Annotated in this window: 19 protein-coding genes and 1 pseudogene; 15 read left to right on the forward strand and 5 right to left on the reverse strand. The window is 52.3% G+C overall.

The features are described from left to right. Positions 1-71: 71 nt before the first annotated feature. From IAE55_RS01005 to IAE55_RS01015, 3 genes are read right to left on the reverse strand one after another with little or no spacing between them, the layout of a single operon-like run. A complete protein-coding gene (locus tag IAE55_RS01005; protein WP_200630674.1) occupies positions 72-2003 on the reverse strand; it encodes an ABC transporter permease in 1932 nt (643 codons plus the stop codon). After that, on the reverse strand, positions 1990-2757 hold the full coding sequence (locus tag IAE55_RS01010; protein ID WP_145157080.1) for an ABC transporter ATP-binding protein: 768 nt from the start codon (positions 2755-2757) through the stop codon (positions 1990-1992). Before IAE55_RS01010 ends, IAE55_RS01005 begins: the two co-directional genes overlap by 14 nt. A gap of 42 nt (positions 2758-2799) precedes the next feature. Next, entirely contained in the window at positions 2800-3543 is a 744-nt protein-coding gene (locus IAE55_RS01015; RefSeq protein ID WP_200630675.1) for a hypothetical protein, read from the reverse strand. A 198-nt stretch (positions 3544-3741) separates the two neighbouring features. Between IAE55_RS01015 and IAE55_RS01020 the strand changes: the two genes are divergently transcribed. The 12 genes from IAE55_RS01020 to IAE55_RS01075 all read left to right on the forward strand — a co-directional run bounded on the left by IAE55_RS01020 (position 3742) and on the right by IAE55_RS01075 (position 15319). Continuing rightward, positions 3742-4413, forward strand: coding sequence for a response regulator transcription factor (locus tag IAE55_RS01020; protein WP_145023036.1), 672 nt, complete (start codon positions 3742-3744; stop codon positions 4411-4413). Further along, entirely contained in the window at positions 4410-5426 is a 1017-nt protein-coding gene (locus IAE55_RS01025) for a sensor histidine kinase (RefSeq protein ID WP_105443301.1), read from the forward strand. Before IAE55_RS01020 ends, IAE55_RS01025 begins: the two co-directional genes overlap by 4 nt. Before the next feature lie 76 nt (positions 5427-5502). Beyond that, positions 5503-5922: a MarR family winged helix-turn-helix transcriptional regulator gene (locus IAE55_RS01030; protein WP_200630676.1), complete on the forward strand. Its 420-nt coding sequence runs from the start codon at positions 5503-5505 to the stop codon at positions 5920-5922. Between the two features lie 91 nt (positions 5923-6013). Continuing rightward, the gene (locus IAE55_RS01035) at positions 6014-6847 is read left to right on the forward strand and encodes an alpha/beta fold hydrolase (RefSeq protein WP_200630677.1); all 834 of its coding nucleotides are present in this window, start codon (positions 6014-6016) and stop codon (positions 6845-6847) included. A 247-nt stretch (positions 6848-7094) separates the two neighbouring features. After that, positions 7095-7700, forward strand: a complete 606-nt coding sequence (locus IAE55_RS01040) for a DUF2087 domain-containing protein (protein ID WP_105444076.1) — start codon at positions 7095-7097, stop codon at positions 7698-7700. Between the two features lie 12 nt (positions 7701-7712). Then, positions 7713-8372, forward strand: a complete 660-nt coding sequence (locus IAE55_RS01045; RefSeq protein ID WP_325168590.1) for a spermidine synthase — start codon at positions 7713-7715, stop codon at positions 8370-8372. A gap of 371 nt (positions 8373-8743) precedes the next feature. Further along, entirely contained in the window at positions 8744-9409 is a 666-nt protein-coding gene (locus IAE55_RS01050; protein WP_200630678.1) for a Vat family streptogramin A O-acetyltransferase, read from the forward strand. Further along, on the forward strand, positions 9399-10286 hold the full coding sequence (locus IAE55_RS01055; protein ID WP_200630679.1) for a Vgb family protein: 888 nt from the start codon (positions 9399-9401) through the stop codon (positions 10284-10286). Before IAE55_RS01050 ends, IAE55_RS01055 begins: the two co-directional genes overlap by 11 nt. Positions 10287-10598: 312 nt before the next feature. Next, positions 10599-12668: a GxGYxYP domain-containing protein gene (locus IAE55_RS01060; RefSeq protein WP_200630680.1), complete on the forward strand. Its 2070-nt coding sequence runs from the start codon at positions 10599-10601 to the stop codon at positions 12666-12668. Between the two features lie 172 nt (positions 12669-12840). After that, entirely contained in the window at positions 12841-13884 is a 1044-nt protein-coding gene (locus IAE55_RS01065) for an alpha/beta fold hydrolase (RefSeq protein WP_234489219.1), read from the forward strand. 65 nt (positions 13885-13949) lie between these two features. Then, entirely contained in the window at positions 13950-14540 is a 591-nt protein-coding gene (locus tag IAE55_RS01070) for a TetR/AcrR family transcriptional regulator (protein ID WP_105443297.1), read from the forward strand. Positions 14541-14641: 101 nt separating this feature from the next. Further along, entirely contained in the window at positions 14642-15319 is a 678-nt protein-coding gene (locus IAE55_RS01075) for a succinylglutamate desuccinylase/aspartoacylase domain-containing protein (protein WP_200630681.1), read from the forward strand. A gap of 108 nt (positions 15320-15427) precedes the next feature. Here IAE55_RS01075 and IAE55_RS34335 read toward each other — a convergent pair. Continuing rightward, a pseudogene (locus tag IAE55_RS34335) lies at positions 15428-15592 on the reverse strand (lipocalin family protein); the annotation flags it as partial. Between the two features lie 257 nt (positions 15593-15849). Continuing rightward, a complete protein-coding gene (locus IAE55_RS01085) occupies positions 15850-16782 on the reverse strand; it encodes a DMT family transporter (RefSeq protein WP_200630682.1) in 933 nt (310 codons plus the stop codon). 129 nt (positions 16783-16911) lie between these two features. Between IAE55_RS01085 and IAE55_RS01090 the strand changes: the two genes are divergently transcribed. The 3 genes from IAE55_RS01090 to IAE55_RS01100 all read left to right on the forward strand — a co-directional run bounded on the left by IAE55_RS01090 (position 16912) and on the right by IAE55_RS01100 (position 21219). Continuing rightward, positions 16912-18336 (forward strand): aminotransferase-like domain-containing protein, encoded by a 1425-nt coding sequence (locus IAE55_RS01090; protein ID WP_200630683.1) that lies wholly within the window; start codon positions 16912-16914, stop codon positions 18334-18336. Between the two features lie 173 nt (positions 18337-18509). Further along, positions 18510-19289 (forward strand): alpha/beta hydrolase, encoded by a 780-nt coding sequence (locus IAE55_RS01095; RefSeq protein ID WP_200630684.1) that lies wholly within the window; start codon positions 18510-18512, stop codon positions 19287-19289. Positions 19290-19503: 214 nt separating this feature from the next. Beyond that, positions 19504-21219, forward strand: a complete 1716-nt coding sequence (locus IAE55_RS01100; RefSeq protein WP_145157093.1) for an alpha-keto acid decarboxylase family protein — start codon at positions 19504-19506, stop codon at positions 21217-21219. Positions 21220-21383: the final 164 nt, after the last annotated feature.

The following is a 21383-nucleotide window of genomic DNA, read 5'->3' on the forward strand; positions in this document are numbered from 1 at the left end:
CGTGCTGTCCTCACCGATTGAAGAAGGGGATGTCCCGTGGTTATACACCACGGGCATCCCCTTTGCTATATTTATAGCTGTGCCGATACGGTCCGATAATAGGTTTTGACCGTAAACGCATAATAGGCGAGATAGATCAGAAGATAAGCCCCGCCGGAGAGTAGGATCGGAACGGCGAACAGGCCGCTGATCAGGTTAATGCCGGCAAGTGCCTTTAGCATCATGATGCTGTGGACCAGTCCGACAATCAGCGGGAGTCCAAACACGAACAGCACCTGCTTGGCGACAGACCGGCGGATATCTTTACGGCTTACGCCGATTTTTCGTAAAATGCCATAGCTTCCTTTGCTGGCTTCCGCTTCGGTCAACTGATTAAAGTAGATGATGCTCCCGGTGGCTGCCAGAAAGACCAGCCCGAGAAATCCGAGCGTAAAGACGTTGATGCCGGCGTTCTCCACATTCTGGCGATACTGCTGATAGAATGTTGCCATTCCGCTTCCGTCTCCAGAAAGCTTGATGAGCGCCGTTGCAGTTTCCTTCGTCGTTTCCTGGCCCCTGACTTTAAAGGCCTTATAGGTGCTGGCTTCGAGGCTCTTTCTCAACTGGCTGAACAGGCTGTCGCTCATGACGATGCACAGATCCGGATAGCCCCAAGGAAGGATGCGTCCTTCAGCAACCCCAGTCACCTGTAAGCCCTCCTGTTCATTCCCCATGGTGACGGATATTCGATTTCCTTGTACCTCATCAGCCGATAGGTTCGTGTACAATGGGCGAACGAGGACAACATCCCGACCTGTGGGCTGAAGGCGTTCTTTATAGCTCAGTGTCGAAGCGGCCTGATTATACGTTGATGCAGATATCAGCTTTACAGGAACCTTATTTGGCTCGTAATTTCCCGGATGATAGGCAAACCGGGTCAGATCGGCCTCGGTCGCAATCACAGGAAGGTCGATTTCAGCGATAACCGGATGCTTGGCGTCCGAGAGAATGAGTTGTCTGGCCACGGCATCAAGCCCATTTTCCGAAGCGGCGTAGGTGTAGCTGAACGGCATCTCCTGTTCGGCGCTCTGTTTCTGTGTATAAAAAAAGCTGTAGCCGACGCTTACCGCGCACAAGGTCAGGGAACTGAGCAGCGCGATCGTTGTCAGCATGACCGTATTGCTGCGGATGCGGTAGAGCAGCTGGGAAGTGCCGATCATGTTGATGCCGCGGTAATACCTTTTTTTATGATGTGATGACAGCTGTAAGAGCGCAATGACAAGGGAGCGGAACAACAGATAGGTGCCTGCGCCTAGTCCTATAAAAATGATGGAGAAGTTGACAAGGATACCTTGGGTCGTACTTATAGGTTTAAAGGCAGTCCAGTAACCCAGAGCAATGAGGATGACGGACAGCCCTGCAGCGAGCCGAGAAATTCGGGGGGCATGCTCGCCTTTTCGCTCAGCTTGGAAGAGCTCCACAAGCTTGAACTTATAGATCAGCCGGTAGCCCTGCATGGAAGTGATCAAGATCAGGACCGCAAATACCAATGTAACTTGACCAATGGCCTCAATGTGAATTTCAAACCCGGCTCGGACTGGGTTATCCAGCAGCTTCAGCAAAATCATAGTGAACAGCTTCGATAAAAGGGTGCCGAGAAAGACGCCCAAGATCAAGGCAACCAGACTCATGATCAGGTTTTCATAGAACAGCATCCGGGCGATCGTTTGTCTTCGCATACCGAGCAGAGCATATAAACCAACCTCCTTCTTTCTTTTTCGGGTAAAGAAGGCATTCGAGCCCCATACGAATATGGCTGTGAATAAGATCAGGATGACGGATGCCTGGGACAGAACGGCTCGGAGGCTTTCGGAGGACTGAAGTCCTTCAGCAATTGCCTGGCTATATTGAAGCGACACGAAAATATAGTAAATCATGACACTGAAAATCATGGACAGCAGGTAGATTAAATAGTTTTTGACGTTCCCCTGAATATTTTTCTTCGCTACGTCAAACAGCGTCAATGGCTCCGCCTCCCAGTACGGCCAGTACATCCAGCACTTTTTTGAACATGTCCCTTCGCGACTGGCTTCCCTTGACCAATTCGGTGAACAGGCTTCCATCCTTGATGAAAATCACCCGCTTGCAGTAGCTGGCGGCATAGGCGTCATGGGTAACCATCAGAACTGTAGTTCCTTCCTGTTCGTTCAGTTCCTTCAAGCTCTCCAGAAAGTCGGTTGCCGATTTGGAATCGAGCGCCCCGGTAGGCTCGTCGGCCAGCAGCAGCGCGGGTTTCGTCACGATCGCCCGGGAAGCGGCAGTGCGCTGCTTCTGCCCACCCGATATCTGGTACGGATACTTGTCCAGAATCGACTGGATCCCGAACCGGACCGCAACCTCGCTTGCCCGCTGCTCCAGCTGCCCGACATTCATTTTGGCAATGGCCAGCGGAAGCACGATATTTTCCTTAACTGTCAACGTGTCGAGCAGGTTGTAATCCTGAAAAACGAAGCCCAGCCGGTCTCGGCGAAACGAAGACAACTGCTCTTCGTTCATGTTCAGGATGTTTTGTCCGTCGATCACCACCTCGCCCGAGGTCGGGGAATCGATAGTGGCCAAAATATTAAGCAGCGTCGTCTTTCCTGAGCCTGACGGTCCCATAACAGCCACGCTTTCGCCTTCCATGACGGTTAGGTCAATGTGTTGCAGGGCGGGTATGACGCTGTATCCCGAGCCATATACTTTGGAGATTTGTTTGCCTTCGATGACGACATTCATTGATTGTGTCTCCTCCTTAATGGGGGTCTGTATTAGACTTCATTAACCCATGCGGCCAAACAAAGTGAACAGGGAAATCCCGGCGCAAACGATTAGCGTCCAAGTTCCTATTTTCAACCATCCGGGAAAAGGGGTGCTGCGCAGTATGGTCCACCCGAATGGAATAAAAGCGACGGCAAGCCCTCCGGCTGCCGCGATGGACCATGGCGTCGTTCCTTTCAATACGCCGAGCGGGAGTGCGCTGGCCAGTGCCAGTGCTGCGGATTGGACCAAGCCGAGTGTTCCGGAACGGTAAGAGCCGATGGCCAGCACGACCCATCCTAAGATGATAGCCAGATTAAAAGTGCTGTAGATGTGGAAGGCACCGTACGCAGCTCCGACCATGTTCACCGCCTGACCAACGCCGCCCGTTTTCACCAGCTGAAAAGCCAGATGGTCGACACCTGCATGGAAGGTGCGGGCAAACAGGCCTGAAATGACGAATAATCCGCCCCAAAGCGCGAAGCGCGGTTTCGAAACGCCGATCGACTGGACCAGCAGCAGGACGGCCGGCCAGAGCATGATAATCCCGGCCTCGAACAGGCTGTACGAAGCCGTCATCTGCAGCGGATGCTCGTCATAAGCGGCCAACTGGTCGGGAAAGAAAAAGTGATACGGTGAGCGGAGCAGGATGCCCGCCAGAAGCAGTATAGGCGAAACGATCAAGGCGATTCCTCCGGCCCACGGTCCGGGAAATCTCTGCTTCGCCACTGCTGAGGTCAGCGCTATTTTACCATGTCCTTGCATAAAATCTCTCCTTGTTCTTTGCTGTTACCAAGCCCGGTAGTGTTCATTATAGAGGAGTCAAAATGCATCAAAGCTTACGGTATTAGGAAGAACCTAACGATTTTGTCACATTGGGCGGAAAAGCTGGAGGCAGGGGAGGATGTCGTTTACAATAAGGATACGATATAAGTGCGTGAGTAAAGGATGAACCGGATGAACATGAAAATTTTGGTCGTGGAAGACGAACCCGTAATCCGGGAAATGATCGGGGACTCGCTTGCGAAATGGGGATTCGAACCAGTCCTGGTCACCGATTTCGAACAAGTGATGTCTTTGTTCAGTGAACAGGCGCCCGGACTGGTTATTCTGGATATCAACCTTCCAAGGTTCGACGGTTACTATTGGTGCAGCCGGATCAGGGAGGTGTCCAAGGTCCCGATCCTCTTTTTGTCTTCGCGGACGACACCGATGGATATGGTGATGGCAATGAATATGGGAGGGGACGATTTCATCCAGAAGCCCTTCCATATGGACGTGCTGATGGCCAAGATTAACGCTATACTGCGAAGAGTGTATTCCTATCTTGATGTGCAAACTCACATTATCGAGCATCAAGGCGTACTGCTGAACCTGAACGACGGGGATGTGTCCGTCGGCGAGCATCGGGCAGAGCTGACCAAAACCGAATTTATCATCCTGAACATGCTGATGCGGCATGCAGGCACGATCGTCGGACGAACGAAGATGATGCGGAGCTTGTGGGCGGACGAAAGTTTTATTGACGATAATACGCTTACCGTGAATATTGTCAGAATCCGGAAGAAGCTGGCTGACCTCGGGAAGAAGGATTATATTGTGACCAAGAAGGGGCAAGGGTATTTGATACCATGAAATTTGTGGACTATGTAAAGGTCAAAAGCTGGTTTATCGCGTTCTACATCCTGCTGATGACCGTTGTGACACTGTTTATGTATATGGATTCGGACGGCTCTTCCGGAATAGGAAACATGGTATATTTGAATATTATCTGTTTTGCCGGTGCCGCGCTGTACATGGTGATCGGCTATTATTACCGGAGACCTTACTATCAAATGCTTCAGCAAATGAAGATCAGCAAAATGGAGGAAGTAACAGCCCTCCTCCCTGAACCACAGCATCCGCAGCAAGCTATCGTTAATGAATGGGCCGGGCGGCTTCAACGCCTGCACTCTGCCCAGCTCCAGCAGCAGCTTCGTGAGAAGAAGGATCATCAGGACTTTATCATGTCATGGATTCATGAAGTAAAGCTGCCGATTACCGCGTCCAGGCTCCTGTTGGAGAACGGTATGACTCAGAATGCGGAAGCTGTCATGGACAAGCTGGAGGACGAGATCGACAAAATCGATCATTATGTGGAGCAGGCGCTCTATTATTCACGGATCGACTCGTTCAACAGGGATTACTTGATTACCGAAACCGCGCTGGAGCCATTGATTAAAGCAAGCGTCAAGAAATACGCCAAGCTGTTTATAAACAAGCGAATCCAGTTTCAGATGGCCGGCAAGCCGCTTTTCGTTCATACCGACGGCAAATGGCTGGGTTATATGATCGACCAGATCGTGTCCAACGCGCTCAAATATACCGGCGAGAACGGCCGCATCCTGTTCCGTTGTGAGGAAGATGCCGCCGAGAAGCGGCTGGTTATTGAAGACACGGGGATTGGTATCAAGGCGGAGGATCTGCCGCGTGTTTTTGATAGAGGCTTTACGGGCGGAACGGGCAGAATCGAAGCCAAATCCACGGGTATGGGGCTCTATTTGGCCCGTCAGATGGCCCTGAAGCTCAGCCACCGCCTGTCGGTTGATTCTGCCGAAGGCGAGTCGACTGCGTTTACGCTGCATTTTCATAAATTTAAGCAGGAATAGCGGACATATATTGTCGGTTATTCATAAGTTTTCTCGTAGAGCTTTAATATAATTTGGGAAACAGGATGGGATTACAATGAAAAAAAACGCAGCCACCATGTTCAGCAAAATCCGCAACGCTATTAACGCCATGATCGTATCGGAACTGGAACAGCGCAGCATCGAGGGCATCGTTTCCTCACACGGGGATATTTTGTGGGCGCTGTATATCCAGGACATGCAGCCCATTACCGTCCTGAGCGAAAAAATCGACCGGACGCAGCCGACGGTCACTGTGCTCGTAAATAAACTGGAGAAGCTGGGATATGTCCGCAAAGTGAAGAGCAAGGAAGACAGCCGCATGACGCTGGTTTCGCTGACGCCAAAAGGGAAAGAATTGGAGCCGGTGTTCCAGGAAGTGTCCGCCCGTCTCAACGAGACGATATACGGAGGACTTTCCGACAAGGAGCAGGTCCAGCTTGAATCCCTGTTGGAGCAAATATTCAATAGGTTCTAATTCTTCATCTGCAGATACATAGACATCTATGTAATTATTCGGTACACTGTAATACATAGATATCTATGTAAATAGTGAGGAGGCATTCTTTATGAAATGCGAGCTGAAACATACGACGATTCACTACGAGATTCACGGCAACGGTAAGCCGGTTTTGCTGCTGCATGGGTTTTCCTGTGACCATCACCTCATGACGGGATGTATGGAATCGGTGTTCAAGAGCCAATCCGGCTGGAAAAGGATTTATCCGGATTTGCCGGGAATGGGGGACAGCACCGTTACGGACGGTATCCAGAGTACGGATGATATGCTGGAGGCGCTCGATGAGTTTGTTGAAGAAATTTTGGGGGATGTGCCTTTTATTTTGGCTGGAGAATCTTACGGCGGCTATTTGTCCAGAGGACTGCTCAAGAAGCGTCAGCATCAAATCGAGGGTCTGCTCCTGATTTGTCCGACGGCCGGACAGGCGAAGCACGACGCGCCGGCATTTCAGCTCATTGCCCGGGATGAAGAGTTTATGTCGCAGCTGAACCATCCGTACGCGGGTGAATTTACCGGGATGCATACGGTACAGGACGAGTACAATTGGAGCCGGTTTGAACAGGAAATTGTGACCGGACTCAAAAAAGCGGATCGGCCGTTTCTGGAGCGTCTACGCCAGCGTTATGATTTCTCGCCTGAAATGGAGCAGCTGGACACCCCTTATGTGAAGCCCGTGCTTATTCTGGCCGGCCGGCAGGATCATATCGTCGGTTATCGGAATCAGTGGGCGTTTGCGAATGAGTATCCGCGGGCAAGCTTCGTCATGCTTGATCGGGCCAGCCATAATTTGCAGATCGAACAAAGCAGGTTGTTCCACGTCCTGGTGGAAGAATGGCTTGATCGGGTAACCGAAGAGCAGGAAGCCAAGCACAGAAGAGCGTAACTAGGATGCGTTGAATCTGAATTTAATTCACACACAGCATATTTTCACAATGACCAGACTCCCGATATGGGGTCTTTTTTTTCTGGAAGGTACCTTTTCCGGCAATAGCCCGATCTTCATTAATAACCGTTGCAAGCTTTAGGGACAGAGGGGCTTCCCCAGCGCTTTTCTTGACGGAAGCGAAAATATTGATTATCCTTATATTTAATAAACATTAAATTTAATATGCATATAAAGGGTGGTTTTTCTGCAGCTCGATAAACTGGTCAATTATTATAAGGCTTTAGCCGACCGGAACCGGATTCGGATTCTGGTACTCCTGTCTCAAGAAGAAATCAACGGAATGACCCTTGCGGAGAAGCTTGGTGTCACCCCTGCGACGATCACGCATCATATCGCCAAATTAAAGGAAGTCGGGGTTGTCATGGAGCGCCGGGAAAAAAACGTGTCGTACTACCGGATTTCGCAGGACATGATCGAGCGTACGGAAGGCCAGCTCCTGAAGCTGATCCGCAATTATGAGCCCCAGGAGGATCAGCCCGGGACGCAGTTGTCCGCTAAGAACGAGAAGCTTCGGGACACCGTGCTCAAAAGCTTCATCATGGATGACGGCCGGCTGAAGAACATCCCGGCACAGCTCAAGAAAAAGCTGATTGTTCTTGAGTTTATGGTGCGAAACCTGGATATGGGACGAAAATACACGGAGAAGGAAATCAACGAGTTCATTAAAACGTTTCACCCCGATTTTGCCACGATCCGCAGGGAATTCATTATGCATCACTACCTGTATCGTGAAAAAGAAATCTATGAGTTGAACCCGGTGGAAATGTGGGAAAAATGGGAGTATCTCTAGGGAGGCGGTCACGTGCTAGTAGACCCATTGGAAGTTTTGGAACGCTGCTATACCCCGCGCGGTGAAATTCAGCTGCAGCGCCGGGGCGGCGAATACGAATTGATCAGCAACGGTACGTTTCTCATGGCCACCTATAACGGCGAGTCGGAAAAAAGGCTTGTCCGTTCGGCCATCGAGGCCTGCGCCAAAGACGGCATGACCCTGCTGATCGGAGGCTTGGGCGTCGGCTATTCTTTGGGAGAGGCCGTGCATCATCCGCAAACCGGTCAAGTCACTGTCGTGGAAATCGAAGACCAGGTCATCGCCTGGAACCGGACCTATTTGGCGCCATTTTCCGGAAACGCGTTGTCCCATCCAAAGACGAGGGTCGTATGCGCCGACCTGCTGAAATGGATATCTAAGACCGACGAGACGTTCGATGCGCTATGTTTCGACATCGATAACGGGCCGGATTGGACGGTATTTCAAGACAACGAAAGCCTGTATTCTCCGGAAGGTTTGGAGGCGCTTACCCGCCTGCTGAATCCCGGAGGCGTCATGTCTTTCTGGAGTGCTTCGGCGTCTCCGGCATTTAAGGCGCTCCTCGAGTCCCGTTTTGCCGGAGTGGAAGAAATCCGCATTGAGCAGCCGCGGAACGTCGAGCCGGATGTGGTGTACATAGCCAAAACTTAAACTAGTAATCGTGCAACGCTTTATGGAAAAAAAGGTTGAACCTGTGCCTGCGGTATGGTAAATTAAGGGCATTCAAGTCATGAAAGGGTGACCTTAGGCCAATGATCTACTAATCCTATCCACACAAAACAATCGTTTGAAACGATGTTTAGGATAGGATTCGTGCGGGCTTTTTTAAGAAGTCATGCCGGTTGGGCATATGCTTCTTAAATACGGGATCATGGTGCACTCTCTTGACGAGAGGTTTCAGCGGATTTCCATGCGTATACAGCCTCCTGTCCTGAACATCGGGACAGGGGGCTTTTTTGTGTGGCAATGAGGCGACCGAACAAGCTATCCAATCTGCTGAACAATCGAAAGGAGTGACTTGCATGCCAGGTCCTAATCCGAACGCGAAGTTTCCGATACCCGGGGACAACAATATGCAGTTTATCAAAAACGTGATCACGATGCCGAACCTGATCGGGGGAGATTATTCTTACTACTATGCGATCAATGGAGAGTCGTTTGAAGATCAGGTGTTATATCATTACGAATTTCTCGGAACCAAGCTAATTATCGGCAAGTTTTGCTCGATTGCCGGAGAGGCGCGTTTCATGATGGATGGAGGCAACCATCGGATGGACGGCTCCACGTTTCCTTTTAACATTTTCGGAAACGGCTGGGAAGCCCACACGCCAACACTAGATCAGCTCCCGATCAAGGGGGATACCGTTGTGGGAAACGACGTCTGGATCGGACGAAGGGCAACGATCCTGCCGGGCGTGAAGATTGGTGACGGAGCGATCATCGCGGCCGAAGCCGTTGTGACAAGGGACGTTGAGCCTTACACCATCGTCGGCGGCAACCCCGCGAAGGAAATCCGCAAGCGCTACGCACCCGAGGTGATCGCCGAGCTTCTGGAGATCCGCTGGTGGGATCACGACATCGAAGAAATCGAGCGGTTCATGGGCGCTATCGCCAGCAGCGACATGGATCTGCTGCGGCAGATGGGCAAGCCGAAGCAAGAGGAAGGAGGGAGGTCATATGAGGATTGAAATAGAGGAATTCCTCTTGCCTTTGCCGGACTCAGGGCCGTACGGTATTACGGCCGGCAGAGACGGGACCGTGTGGTTCACGGAACAGAAAAGAAACCGAATCGGAGCCCGGGGCGATCGTGGCGAGTTTACCGCGTTTGACGTGCCGACACCAAATGCGGGGGTGATGTCGATCCTGTGCGACCGAAACGGGGATCTTTGGTTTAACGAATATCATGCCGGGCAGATCGGCCGGATGACGCCAGGCGGAGAGTTCACGGAGTATAAGCTGCCGGACCCGGGCTGTGCGCCGTTTGGTCTCGCTGAAGGGCCTGACGGGGCGATCTGGTTCACCGAGATGATGACCGGCCGGATCGGCAGGCTCAGCCCTGGGGGTGAAGTGACCGAGTACAAGCTTCCTCATGAGGATGCTTTTCCATCCTTCATTACCACAGGCAGTGACGGGAAGCTGTGGTTTACTGAAAACCAAGGGAATCGGATCGGCACCATCGCACCGGACGGTTCAGTTACTCAATATGCGCTTCCAACGCCAGATTCCGCACCGGTCGGGATTACGGCGGGGCCTGACGGCGCGCTGTGGTTTGTGCAGATCGCCGGTAATCGGGTCGGCAGAATCACGACGGAAGGTGAGATAAGCGAGTATTCGCTGCCTGCCGCAGGGGCGAAGCCTCACGCGATCACGTCCGGAATCGGCCAGGACCTTTGGTTCACGGAATGGGGGGCGAACCGGATCGGCCGCATCTCCGTGGACGGTAAACTGACCGAATATGACATTCCGACACAGGGGGCGGAACCGCATGGCATCGCTGTGGCCGCGGACGGCACGGTGTGGTTTGCCGATGAATGCAATCGACTTGGACGATTGACGATCAAGTAGAGAGTGCGAAGCAAAAGTCTCAGGATCATCCGTGACCTGAGGCTTTTCGGTATGAAAATGACATATCTTTTTCTGTCCGTTTATTCGGAACAATGGACTAAGTGGATGCTCCACGAGTACTAATTTTTTAACTATTTTTGTCGAAAGCCTTGTAAAGCAATATTAGATATATTAAATATAGATTGTATAACAGCAATGGAGAACCTCGATTCCGTTCGGCGTTCAGCATGGCGAGGTTTCAAATACGGGCCGGGAGTAGGGTGTTTCTTTCAATTGCCAACCAAATCAGCGTAAAGTTGAGGTGTATTGTTCATGCTTCGAAAGTTCACCACGGTTTGTCTCGCTGCGGTCTGTGCACTGTCCATTTCCATGGGCGCGTCCGCCGAACCGGCGCCAAACCCCTCATCCTCATCCAGCGGCATCAAATGGCCAGAATCGCAAGCGCTTCCAAGCTTTGCTAAGGTGAAGCATCTGGACGTTGCGGACGTTTATGACGCCCCAGGAGACGTCAAGATCATGCTGGCGACCCTGCAGGGCATCGTCAACCGAAACCAGCCTCGCATCTATTTGCTGGAGAGTCAGGAAGAAGGCAAAATGACTTGGCTGAACGATCTCAAGGTGCCTTATACGGTGCATGACGATCCTTGGGAACTGGTAAGCGATTTTAAAAAAGAAGTGAAGGGAATCATCGTCTACGATCCGAAAGTGCCGGACAGCATTAACGTGGCCACAACGCTTGCCGGGCTGAAGGATGCGGTGGTTGCCAGCCCTGAGCTCAGCGCCAAGCTGACAGCGGCTCCTTATGGCCTGAAAGTGCTCGATGATTTGCAGGGCAAGTTTAAGGATAAATTGGATGCCTACACCTGGCAGTACGAAAATTTGTGGAAGCAGACGACGCACCGGATGCTGATCGGGCTGAGCCCGGATACGTCAGTGAAGCTGCCTCCGGGACTCCCGCAGTCGTTCAAAGTGGTGGCTGAGGAGAAAACGCAGGAGCGGGATGCGAAGAACCGCCAGACCTACGACCTGGATTTGACGTCTTTCCTGGGTACGGATGCGGTATACCTCCGCTTTGAGGATGCGTTCCAGCAGGACGGATGGGGATCGGCCGTTCACGAAGTGACCGTGAAGGCTGATGGCCAGACGATCGCCCAGTTCGTGCCCGGAACCGACGATGAGAAGCCTTTCCTGTACGACGCTCAAGGCTCGCAGCTTTCCGCCGGCAGCGGCGGACACCGGTTCGCAGACAACGGGCGGTACTTTGTCTACGAATTTAAAGTACCTGCTGGCACGAAGTCGTTGACCGCTTCGGTGGACATGTGGAACCAATTCAAGGTGCTTGCGGGCAACGAAGCTCCGCCTTCATCGGAACAGAAAGAGCCGTACGGCTATCTCCGCGATTATGCGGTCGCCAACAAGGCGATGGTATTCTGGCTGGGCACCAATACGCCTGAGCAAAAGGCATTGTTTGATAAGATCCTTGCCGATGTTCCTGCAGGAACACCCTACCTCGGCTGGTTCAGCAACGATACCGAAGGCGAGTTCAACGGGGTAGAGCTGTTGTCGAACCACAGCATCTACGTTCTTGCTGCCGACTGGTTCAGTAATCTGACCGTATTTTCCGGTACGGAGAACAAAGGCCAAGGGCCGCTTCCGTCCGACAAGGTCAAGACACCAAAGCTCGAAAATAAAATTTATGTGACGTACACCTTCAGCGAAGGCGACAACTTCCAGTACAACCAGCACCGGATGCGCAATTTGTGGGATGATCCGAACCGCGGCAAAGTGCCGATCAACTGGACGTCCAGTCCGATGCTGTACGACGGGGCTCCGGCTATGCTGAACTACTACAGAAGCACGGCAACGGCGAACGACCAGCTGATCGCTGGACCTTCCGGCGGCGGGTACTTCTACCCGAACGCTTGGCCGGAGAAGACGCTGCCTGCATTCCTGAAGAAGACTTCCTCCTACCTGAAAAAGACCGGAATGACCGTACCCTACGTACTGAACCGCGTTGCGAACCAAAACGTTCCGCTCAGCGACTCGGTCGTCAAAGCTTATGAGGACAATTACCGTCCAAACGGACTGCTCCTGAGCTGGGAAGATCATTTCGGTGTGGAAATCCTGAATGGGAACCTGCCGGTATCGACGATTCAGGGTATTAGTACCGTACAGGACGGACAAAAGATTCTGGCAGACGCTAAAGCAAAGTGGGACGGCAAATCTCCATTGTTCGTATCCCTCGGGCTGCTGGCCTGGAATATGACGCCGACCGATGTGGTGAAGCTGACGGATTCGCTCGGGCCTGAATACCAGCCGGTGCTGGCCGACCAATACTTCTCCCTCATTCGGGAAGCGAACGATCTGCCAAAAAAGCCGTAAATCAAGGACAATAATGAAAGCGGTCAACGCGAGAAGGCGTTGACCGCTTTTTAGCATCTCATCAGAAAAAAATTTAATATACCCATTGACAAAGGATCTAGGAATCCATTATCTTTATGATTAAAGATGAGTGAGTAACTCACTCATTGTAAAACGAAAGCGGGGAATTCATATGAGCAATGCTTTGGTTCAAATCGTGATGCGGAAAAGAAATCAACAGAAAAATGCGCGGCTGCTTCGTATAACAGCTTCTGAGGGAATCGCTGAATCCAGCTTTGTATGTATTGGTGGGATTGAACAATGGGTGACCATCCGGGGGGAAAACCGGCGCAATCCGGTGCTGCTGTTTGTTCATGGAGGGCCGGGATCGGTGTACTCCATCTTCAGTCCACTGCTGCGTTCCTGGGAGAAGGATTTTACGATCGTGCAGTGGGATCAGCGGGGAGCAGGAAAGACCTTCCGGCGCAACGGCAAACAAGGCAGCGGATCGTTGACCTTCGACCGGTTGGCGCAGGATGGGATCGAGTTATCCGAATATCTATGCGGCAAGCTCCAACAGACCAAGCTAATTCTGGTTGGCAGTTCGGCGGGCAGCCTTACCGGCATCATGATGGCTGCGCGACGTCCGGATTTATACCACGCTTATGTAGGGACGGATCAGAACGCCCCCGATCCCGAACACGTTGGGCATCGATTGCTGCTGGAGGCATTCCGAGCTACGGGCAGCAAGAAGGGAGCCGAACTGCTTGAGCGTATGGGGACCGATCCTTCTACTTGGAACAGCAGGGATGTCGATACACGCAACCGGCTTATGGTGAAGGCAATACGTGGTGTCCCCAATATGATCACGGATTTGATCATGCCGTCGATGCTGTCATCTCCGGAACATACGATGAAGGATATGTCGGATCTGTTTAAAGGAATGAAGTTTTCCGCTGAGGCTCTTCATGAAGACATGGTCCGTTTTGATTTTGACAAGATCGGATACCGCTTCGAGCTGCCTGTGTTTATTGTTCAAGGGGATTCGGACTTTATTACGCCGACGGCAACGGCCAAAGCGTATTACGGCCGCATCGATGCCCCATACAAAGAGTTCGGGCTCATCCATCAGGCCGGCCATTTGGCGTGCTTTTCCCGGCCGGAACAGTTTTACGCATTTCTGCAGAATAAAATCCTCCCCTTGGCGATGACTGCGGAAATGAAGCAAGCACGGTGATCCAAAAGGAACGTCATGGTACAATAGGGATACATTATTTTTGAGAGATTGGAGTTCGGAGTCTATTGTCACCATTAAATAAGGAACAGCTGGCCCATATCCGGGATGAGAGGAAAAATCAAATCAAGCAGGCCGCGACAAAGCTTTTTGCCCGCAGCGGCTTTACAGGAACAAAGACCAGCATGATCGCGGCGGAAGCCGGCGTCAGCGAGGGGCTGATATATCGTTATTTCACGTCAAAGGATGAGCTGTTTACCAGCATCGTCCAGGAGCTGATGGAGGAAGGGCGGAGAGAGACGGGGAATGTGCCGAGCCTGCCGGGCACGCCATATGAGCAGATTCAAGCGCTGACGGAAAATATGCTCAGCGAGAACAAATTCGCTTTTATGCTCATTCTCCGCGCCGTCCGCAGCCTTGACGCCATTCCCAAGGACGCCGCAGACATTCTGAAGGAGCACTCGGCTGATGCCATGATCGATCCGCTGATTCCTTTGTTCGTGCAGGGGCAGGAAGCCGGGGAGTTTGCCGAAGGCGATCCTCGCGAGCTGCTCCATTGGTATTTTTACATCGTGAACGCCTTGATCGTCGAGGAAGCGGATGAGAAGCCGTATGGAACACCGTCGGCGGAAATGCTGATGAGGATGCTGAAAAAGTGATCGTATTGAAATGGGGATAAATTCATAACTTCCGGACAACTCCTGCCTGTACACCTCCTATCAATCTAGCATAGGATACCGTATCGGAGGTGGTGGAGGCTATGTTGTACGAAAGTCGAAAACTCGCCAAAGGAACCTCGTTTGAAACAACGATGCACATTTTTGACGGTGATACTCCCGGTACTGTATTCATGATCGTGGCAGGCATTCATGGCAGGGAAGTGGGGAGCATTCGCGCCGCCCAGAAGCTGGTGAAACAGCTGAAAAACGGCGATTGGACGATTGAACGGGGCACGCTGATCGTGGTCCCTATTGCCAATCGGCCTGCCTTCAAAAAACGAATCCGGGGCAAGCCGGATTTGAACCGGACGTTCCCGCGCGGTCCGTCAGGCCGCACCACGCATGAAATGTCGCGTGCTTTGTATAAAATCATGCGAAAGTATAAACCTGCCTGGTACCTGGATCTTCACGAAGCCAACGGCCTGTCGTCCGCGAGCGCAGACGTGCTGGGACAGACGCTGATTACGGATTCAGGTAGCCCGGCTGTACCCGCTGTCCGAAGGGTGATCAAGCATATGAACGAGAGGGTGGTCCGCCGTTCTCATCGTTTTCATATCCGGATGCACAAGCTGAAGGGCTCTTCCCGGACAGCTGCGGCTGATCGGCTAAAGGCCAAAGCGGTAACCGTTGAAACGTGCTGGAGCCTTGACATGAACGTACGGATCAACTACCAAACCGAGGTGGTACGATCATTTCTACGGGAGGCGGGCTTAATTTAAGAGATGGTTCAATGCAAAACATCGTTATACGGCAAACGGCCGGTCAGGATGATTCCTGATCGGCCGTTTTTGATTGTGCTATTTTATGCTAAAACAGGTGGATAGAGTTCATTCGGCATCAACGAAGAAATTCCGGCTGCCGATTTGAACATCTTGAACATTTGGTTTTCCATCTTTGCCGGTGTGGATAAAAATGACGTAACGTTCAACTGTACCGTCAGTAATCTTGAGGGTAATCGTATTGCCCGAAATGCTGTACGTTCCCGTTCCACTAGACCCCGCGGAGGTATTGGTTGTTCCTTACAGATACGACATTCGGCGACGACAACCATGTGTATGCGTAAAATGGCCGATTATTCCCGGACGCTTCCGATTATAGTTCGATTTGGATCTGCATGTGAGGTCCCTAGTTCCTTTTTTCTACATATTCGTTATAGGTCGAAGAGAAGAATAAATTTGCATATCTGCACACGTCTTCCACGGTTGCAGATGTGCCGGATGTTGATTGGCAATGGTGAAAAGAAATGCGGCTAATCCCGGACGGCCGTTACGTCTGTCGTGACTTGCGCCGGCCTGCGGATCACCCGCAGAATGCTGTCCAGATTGGTGATCAGCGTTCCTACAATAATCGTAATCATGCCGGCGACCGAGAGCCAGGTGATGCGTTCATGATACAGCACGGCCCCTGCCGCCATGGCGATCATGGGCGAGATGTACAGCCATGTCGACGGAAAAACGGGATTCGTCTTGGCAACCAGCCAATAATAGAGACTGTGGGCGACCATGGATCCCATGACGATCAGATAAACGAGTGAACCGAAAGCGGCACCGGCGGGCAGTCCGGCGGCATGTATGGGCTCAGTCAGCAGAGATAGCACAAGCAGAAGGAATCCGCCATGCATCATCTGCGCCGCATTCAGCGCAATGGGCGACGCTTCGGGGAAGCGTTGGATCACCTTTCGTGAATACAGCGTTCCTGCGGCGTAGCAGATTTCCCCGGCAAGGATGACCAGGCCGCCGATAATCCAGGCGCCTCCGGTGGAGGAAGAGAGGTCCGAGAGCAGCAGCAGCAGGACGCCCGCGAAACCTAGAAGGCAGCCGGCGACGGTCCTCGCCGTGCTCTTTGCTTTGAAGACCAGCATTTGGATGAGTAAAATGATCAGCGGACCTGTAGCCGAGAAGACGGCGGCGGATCCGGAAGAAACGTGCTGCTCGGCCCAATAGAGTGGCGCAAAAGTGCCGAAGGTCAGCAGGAGGCCGCTCAGCAGCATTTCTTTGCGCAGCAGAAGACCAAAACGGGTCTTTTTACGCCAAACCATCCACAAAAACAGCGCCAAGCCGGCCGCGAAAAAGCGCAGTCCCGCAGAGAAAAAGGGTGGAGCGGATGCGTCCACCCCGATTTTAATGGCCAGAAACGTTGTGCCAAAAATAAGACACATCAGCAAGTAGTTGACAAGTATCATGCTAAATCCTCCTTTGGTTGTCTCCCCATCATACAAGGAGGATTACAGAACAGATGCATGATAACAGAACAGATGGACGCGGGTTTATAGTACAATGAGTCTACAACCCATTTGATGTCCGGAGGGAAAATGAAAATGCAGACGACACAGAAGGATCATCCGCTGCTGTACCGGCAGGTCTACGATCATATTGTCGCCAGGATTCAGCGGGGAGAACTTGCAGCCCATGACAAGCTTCCTTCGATCCGGATGCTGGCCGAGGAGCTTCAGGTTCATCGGCTCACCGTTTTTCGCGCCTACCAGCTGCTGAAGGAAGAGGGGAAGGCTTACGTAAAGGAAAAATCGGGATATTATGTTGCTCCGATGCATGAAATCACGGGACTGCCAACATATGAAAAAAGCTTCGCTTCTGCCCGGACCTATCAGAATGAGATGTCCGACATTCAGCGCGTGCCTTCCATTTATCAATTTTCGCAGGCGCTGATTGATCCCAATCTGCTGCCCAATTTGTATCTGTCCCAATATGTCAAAGAGGTGTTTGACCGCTATCCGAAAATGATCGGCACTTATTCCGATTTGCAGGGGGATGCCGAGCTAAGGGATTTTCTGGGCGATTACATGACGGGAAGGCTCAAGGTGAGTATATCGGCGGACGAGTTGATCATTACATCCGGTGCGCAGCAGGCTATTGATCTGCTGGCCCGGCTCTATATTCGTCCGCTGGACGCCGTGATGGTGGAGCGTCCGACTTACAGCGCGGCACTGGATATTTTTCGCGCTCAGGGGGCCCGGTTTCTTCCCGTCGACATTTCGCCTGGCGGATACGACCTTGACCAGGTCGAGGAGATGATGAAGCGGCATAAGCCCCGCTTTTTCTATATGAATCCGACTTTTCACAACCCAACGGGCTATTCGGTCCCTGCCGGTCAGCGGAAAGAGCTGGTCGCCTTAGCCGAGAAATATCAGTGCCTGCTCGTTGAGGACGACACGTTTCGCGACATTTATTTCGGCGAGCCTCCGTCGTTACCGCTGTTTACCTATGACACGGAGGGATGGGTCGTCTATTTGAGCAGCTTCAGTAAATACGTAGCTCCGGGTCTCCGGATCTGTGCTGTGGTGGGCCGAAGCTCGGTCATCCAGCCGCTGTTAACCTTGAAGTCGCTTGCGGATAACGGCTCGCCGCTCGTCAATCAGAAGCTGTTTCTGCACTATTTCGGATCAGAGCGGATGCAGAATCACCTGGAAAAGCTGCGGATTGCCCTTCAGATCCGGCGGGATCTGATGATCGAGTCACTCCGGGGCACCGGTTGGCAGTGGACTGTGCCTGAAGGAGGTCTCAACCTGTGGGTGAAGCTCCCGGATCATCTCTCTGTGGATATGTTATGGCGGCGCGCCACCGCAGAGGCGGTTTCGTTCGTTCCGGGCAAGGTGTTTGACCCAAAGCGCGAAATGCGCTCCTGGATACGGTTCAGCTACAGCTTTGTCAATGAGGAGCAGATTCGGACCGGCATGCGGCTTCTGACAAATTTGGCGGGCAGCATGCACAATGGATAGCCTCGATCCGACCTTCGTTACACCCAAAAATCATCATGAACTTTTTGCCATGACGCGTTACAATAATGATGGAGGCCGAACACACGGATCCCGCTTGCAGCAGGCAATGGAGCAGGCGGGAAGAAAACGGCGGCCGATCCGATGGATCGATTATAGAGAGGTGGACTTATATCATGGCTTTGATTCAATGTCACTTTTTTTCGGACGTGCTGCAGCTCAGTACTTCCATGACGGTCATTCTTCCGCAGCAGACCCGCCATCAGATCGGGATGCAGAATAACACATTTGCGGACAAGCATCCGACGCTGTATCTGCTCCACGGATTGTCGGATGACGATTCCATCTGGCTGCGCAGAACGTCGATCGAGCGTTATGTCGCATCGACGGGACTGGCGGTCGTTATGCCTCAGGTGCACCGCAGCTTCTACACGGACATGGCCTACGGAAACAAATACTGGACGTTCATCAGCGAGGAGCTGCCAAGCATTGCCCGCTCTTTCTTCCCGCTGTCGGCGGAAAGGAAGGACAATTTCGTCGCAGGGCTGTCCATGGGAGGTTACGGGGCGTTTAAATGGGCGCTTAGCAAACCGGAGAGCTTCGCGGCCGCCGCTTCGTTGTCAGGTGCCATGAACGGTATGAGAGCCCCGGAAGATCCGGACCGCTTCCCGGATTATAAGCTGATTTACGGGGACAAGCCGAAAAAAAACCGCGAGGAAGACTTGTTCTGGCTGATGGAGCAGTGCGGGAAGTCGGAAGGACCGAAACCGATGCTGTATCAATGCTGCGGCACCGAAGACTTTTTGTACGAGGACAACGTTATGTTCCGTGAAGCGTGCAAGCAGTCGGGGCTGGACTATACATACGAAGAGGGCCCGGGAAGCCATGAATGGGGCTATTGGGACGCCAAAATTCAAGACGTGCTCGCCTGGCTCCCGCTGAAGAACAACGCATAACCTGAGGATTTGCAACCTTGTAATGCAGACCGAGGCATACGACATATGCCAAGGTCTTTTTTTTGTAAATGAAAAAAGTATCAGCATCAACGACAGAACTTCCTTACGTTCCACTCTGGGGAGCGATTTGAATCCTCGTGTAGAATAACCTGTCCACGGAAAGGGTAATGTTATACAGAAACAGCCCAAGAAATGGATAAGGAGTGAGCGAAGAATGGGTAACATGACGGCGACGGGAAGTACCAATCAGAAGTCTGGCAACACAGGGAAATGTCTCGGCCAGTATTTGTTCGACTGCTTAAAGCTTGAGGGAATCACCGAAATTTTCGGCGTGCCCGGAGACTATAATTTTACCCTGCTCGATACGCTGGAGAAGTATAACGGCATTGAATTTATTAATGGAAGAAATGAATTGAACTCGGGATACGCGGCAGACGCATATGCCAGGATCAAAGGCATTTCGGCGCTGATTACGACGTTCGGCGTCGGTGAACTCAGTGCCTGCAACGCGATCGCCGGGGCGAACAGCGAGCATATTCCGCTGATTCATATCGTCGGATCCCCTCCGGACAAGGATCAGAAGGAGCATAAGCTGATGCACCACACCTTGATGGACGGCAATTTTGACGTCTTTCGCAAGGTGTACGAGCCGATTACGGCCTATACGGCTGTCGTCACGCCGGAGAATGCCGAGATCGAAATTCCGACGGCTATCCGGATCGCCAAGGAGAAGAAAAAGCCGGTCTATCTGGTGATCGCCGACGACTTGGTCTCAAAGCCTGTTATGGGAAGGGGAGAACCGACACCGCCAAAACCGTCATCCAACCTGACAACTCTTAAAGCAGCGGCGGATCAGGTGCGCCAGCTGCTTGACCGGGCCCGCAAGCCGGTTTTGCTGGTTGACGTGAATGCGATGCGTTTCGGACTTCAAACGGCGGTGCGTCAGCTGGCAGATGCCATGAATATTCCGGTGGCGACGATGATGTTCGGTAAAGGTGCTTTCGATGAGTCACACCCCAACTATATCGGGGTATACGGCGGCTCGTTTGGTTCGTCTGAAGTACAAACGGCGGTGGAACAAGCCGACTGCGTCATCGCGGTCGGGATGGTGTGGGCGGACAGCAATACGGGCACGTACACCGCCAAATTGAATCCGCTTGTTACCGTCGATATTCAACCTAAGATGGTTAAGGTGGGAGGGGCTGAATTCCCGAATGTGCTGGCTGCCGACATGCTGCTTGAGCTGCAAAAGATCGGTTATAAGGGCAGCGGCGCCGCCGGCAAGGGGGCGTTTCCGTACGATCAAATTACGGGTGAACCCGAAGCGCCGCTGCTCGCCTCGACTTATTATCCAAGGATTCAGCGCATGCTGAAGGAAGGCGACATCGTCGTCGCCGAGACGGGAACGTTCTATAACGGCATGGCTTACGTACGGCTGCCCCGGAACGTCACGTATATTACGCAGGGAGGTTGGCAGTCGATCGGCTATGCCACGCCGTCAGCCTATGGTGCCTGCATTGCCGCCCCGGACCGCAGGGTGCTGCTGTTTACGGGGGACGGCTCGCTGCAGCTGACTGCGCAGGAGATCAGCTCGATGCTGTATTACGGCTGCAAGCCGATCATTTTCGTTCTGAATAATGACGGATACACCATCGAAAAATACTTGAACGTGAAGACGGAGAATCAGCGCTACAACCAGATTCCACGCTGGTCGTACACGAAACTGGCCGAAGCCTTCGGCGGAGAGGCGTTTACGGCGACGGTGCGGACAAACGGGGAACTCGAGCAGGCGTTCGCTCAAGCGGATCAGGAGCGGGCCGGAAAGCTCTGCATCATTGAAATGATCGCCGCCGACCCGATGGATGCGCCGGAATATATGAAGCGAATGCGGAATTACATGGAGGAGCAGGCGAAAAAAGGGCAGAAATAATGCATGGGAACAGTGCTGCAGGAAGGTTCTTGATGAACTTTCCAGCAGCACTTTTTTTGTGTTTATCGAATCCAGCAAAACGACGAAAATCGACGGTTTAGACCGGGTCTATGGACATGTTCAGAATTTGTACAGTTGAATCTAGTAACCTAGTACTATACACA

This window comes from Paenibacillus sp. S28, from assembly GCF_016624415.1.
Lineage (GTDB): Bacteria > Bacillota > Bacilli > Paenibacillales > Paenibacillaceae > Paenibacillus_AQ > Paenibacillus_AQ favisporus.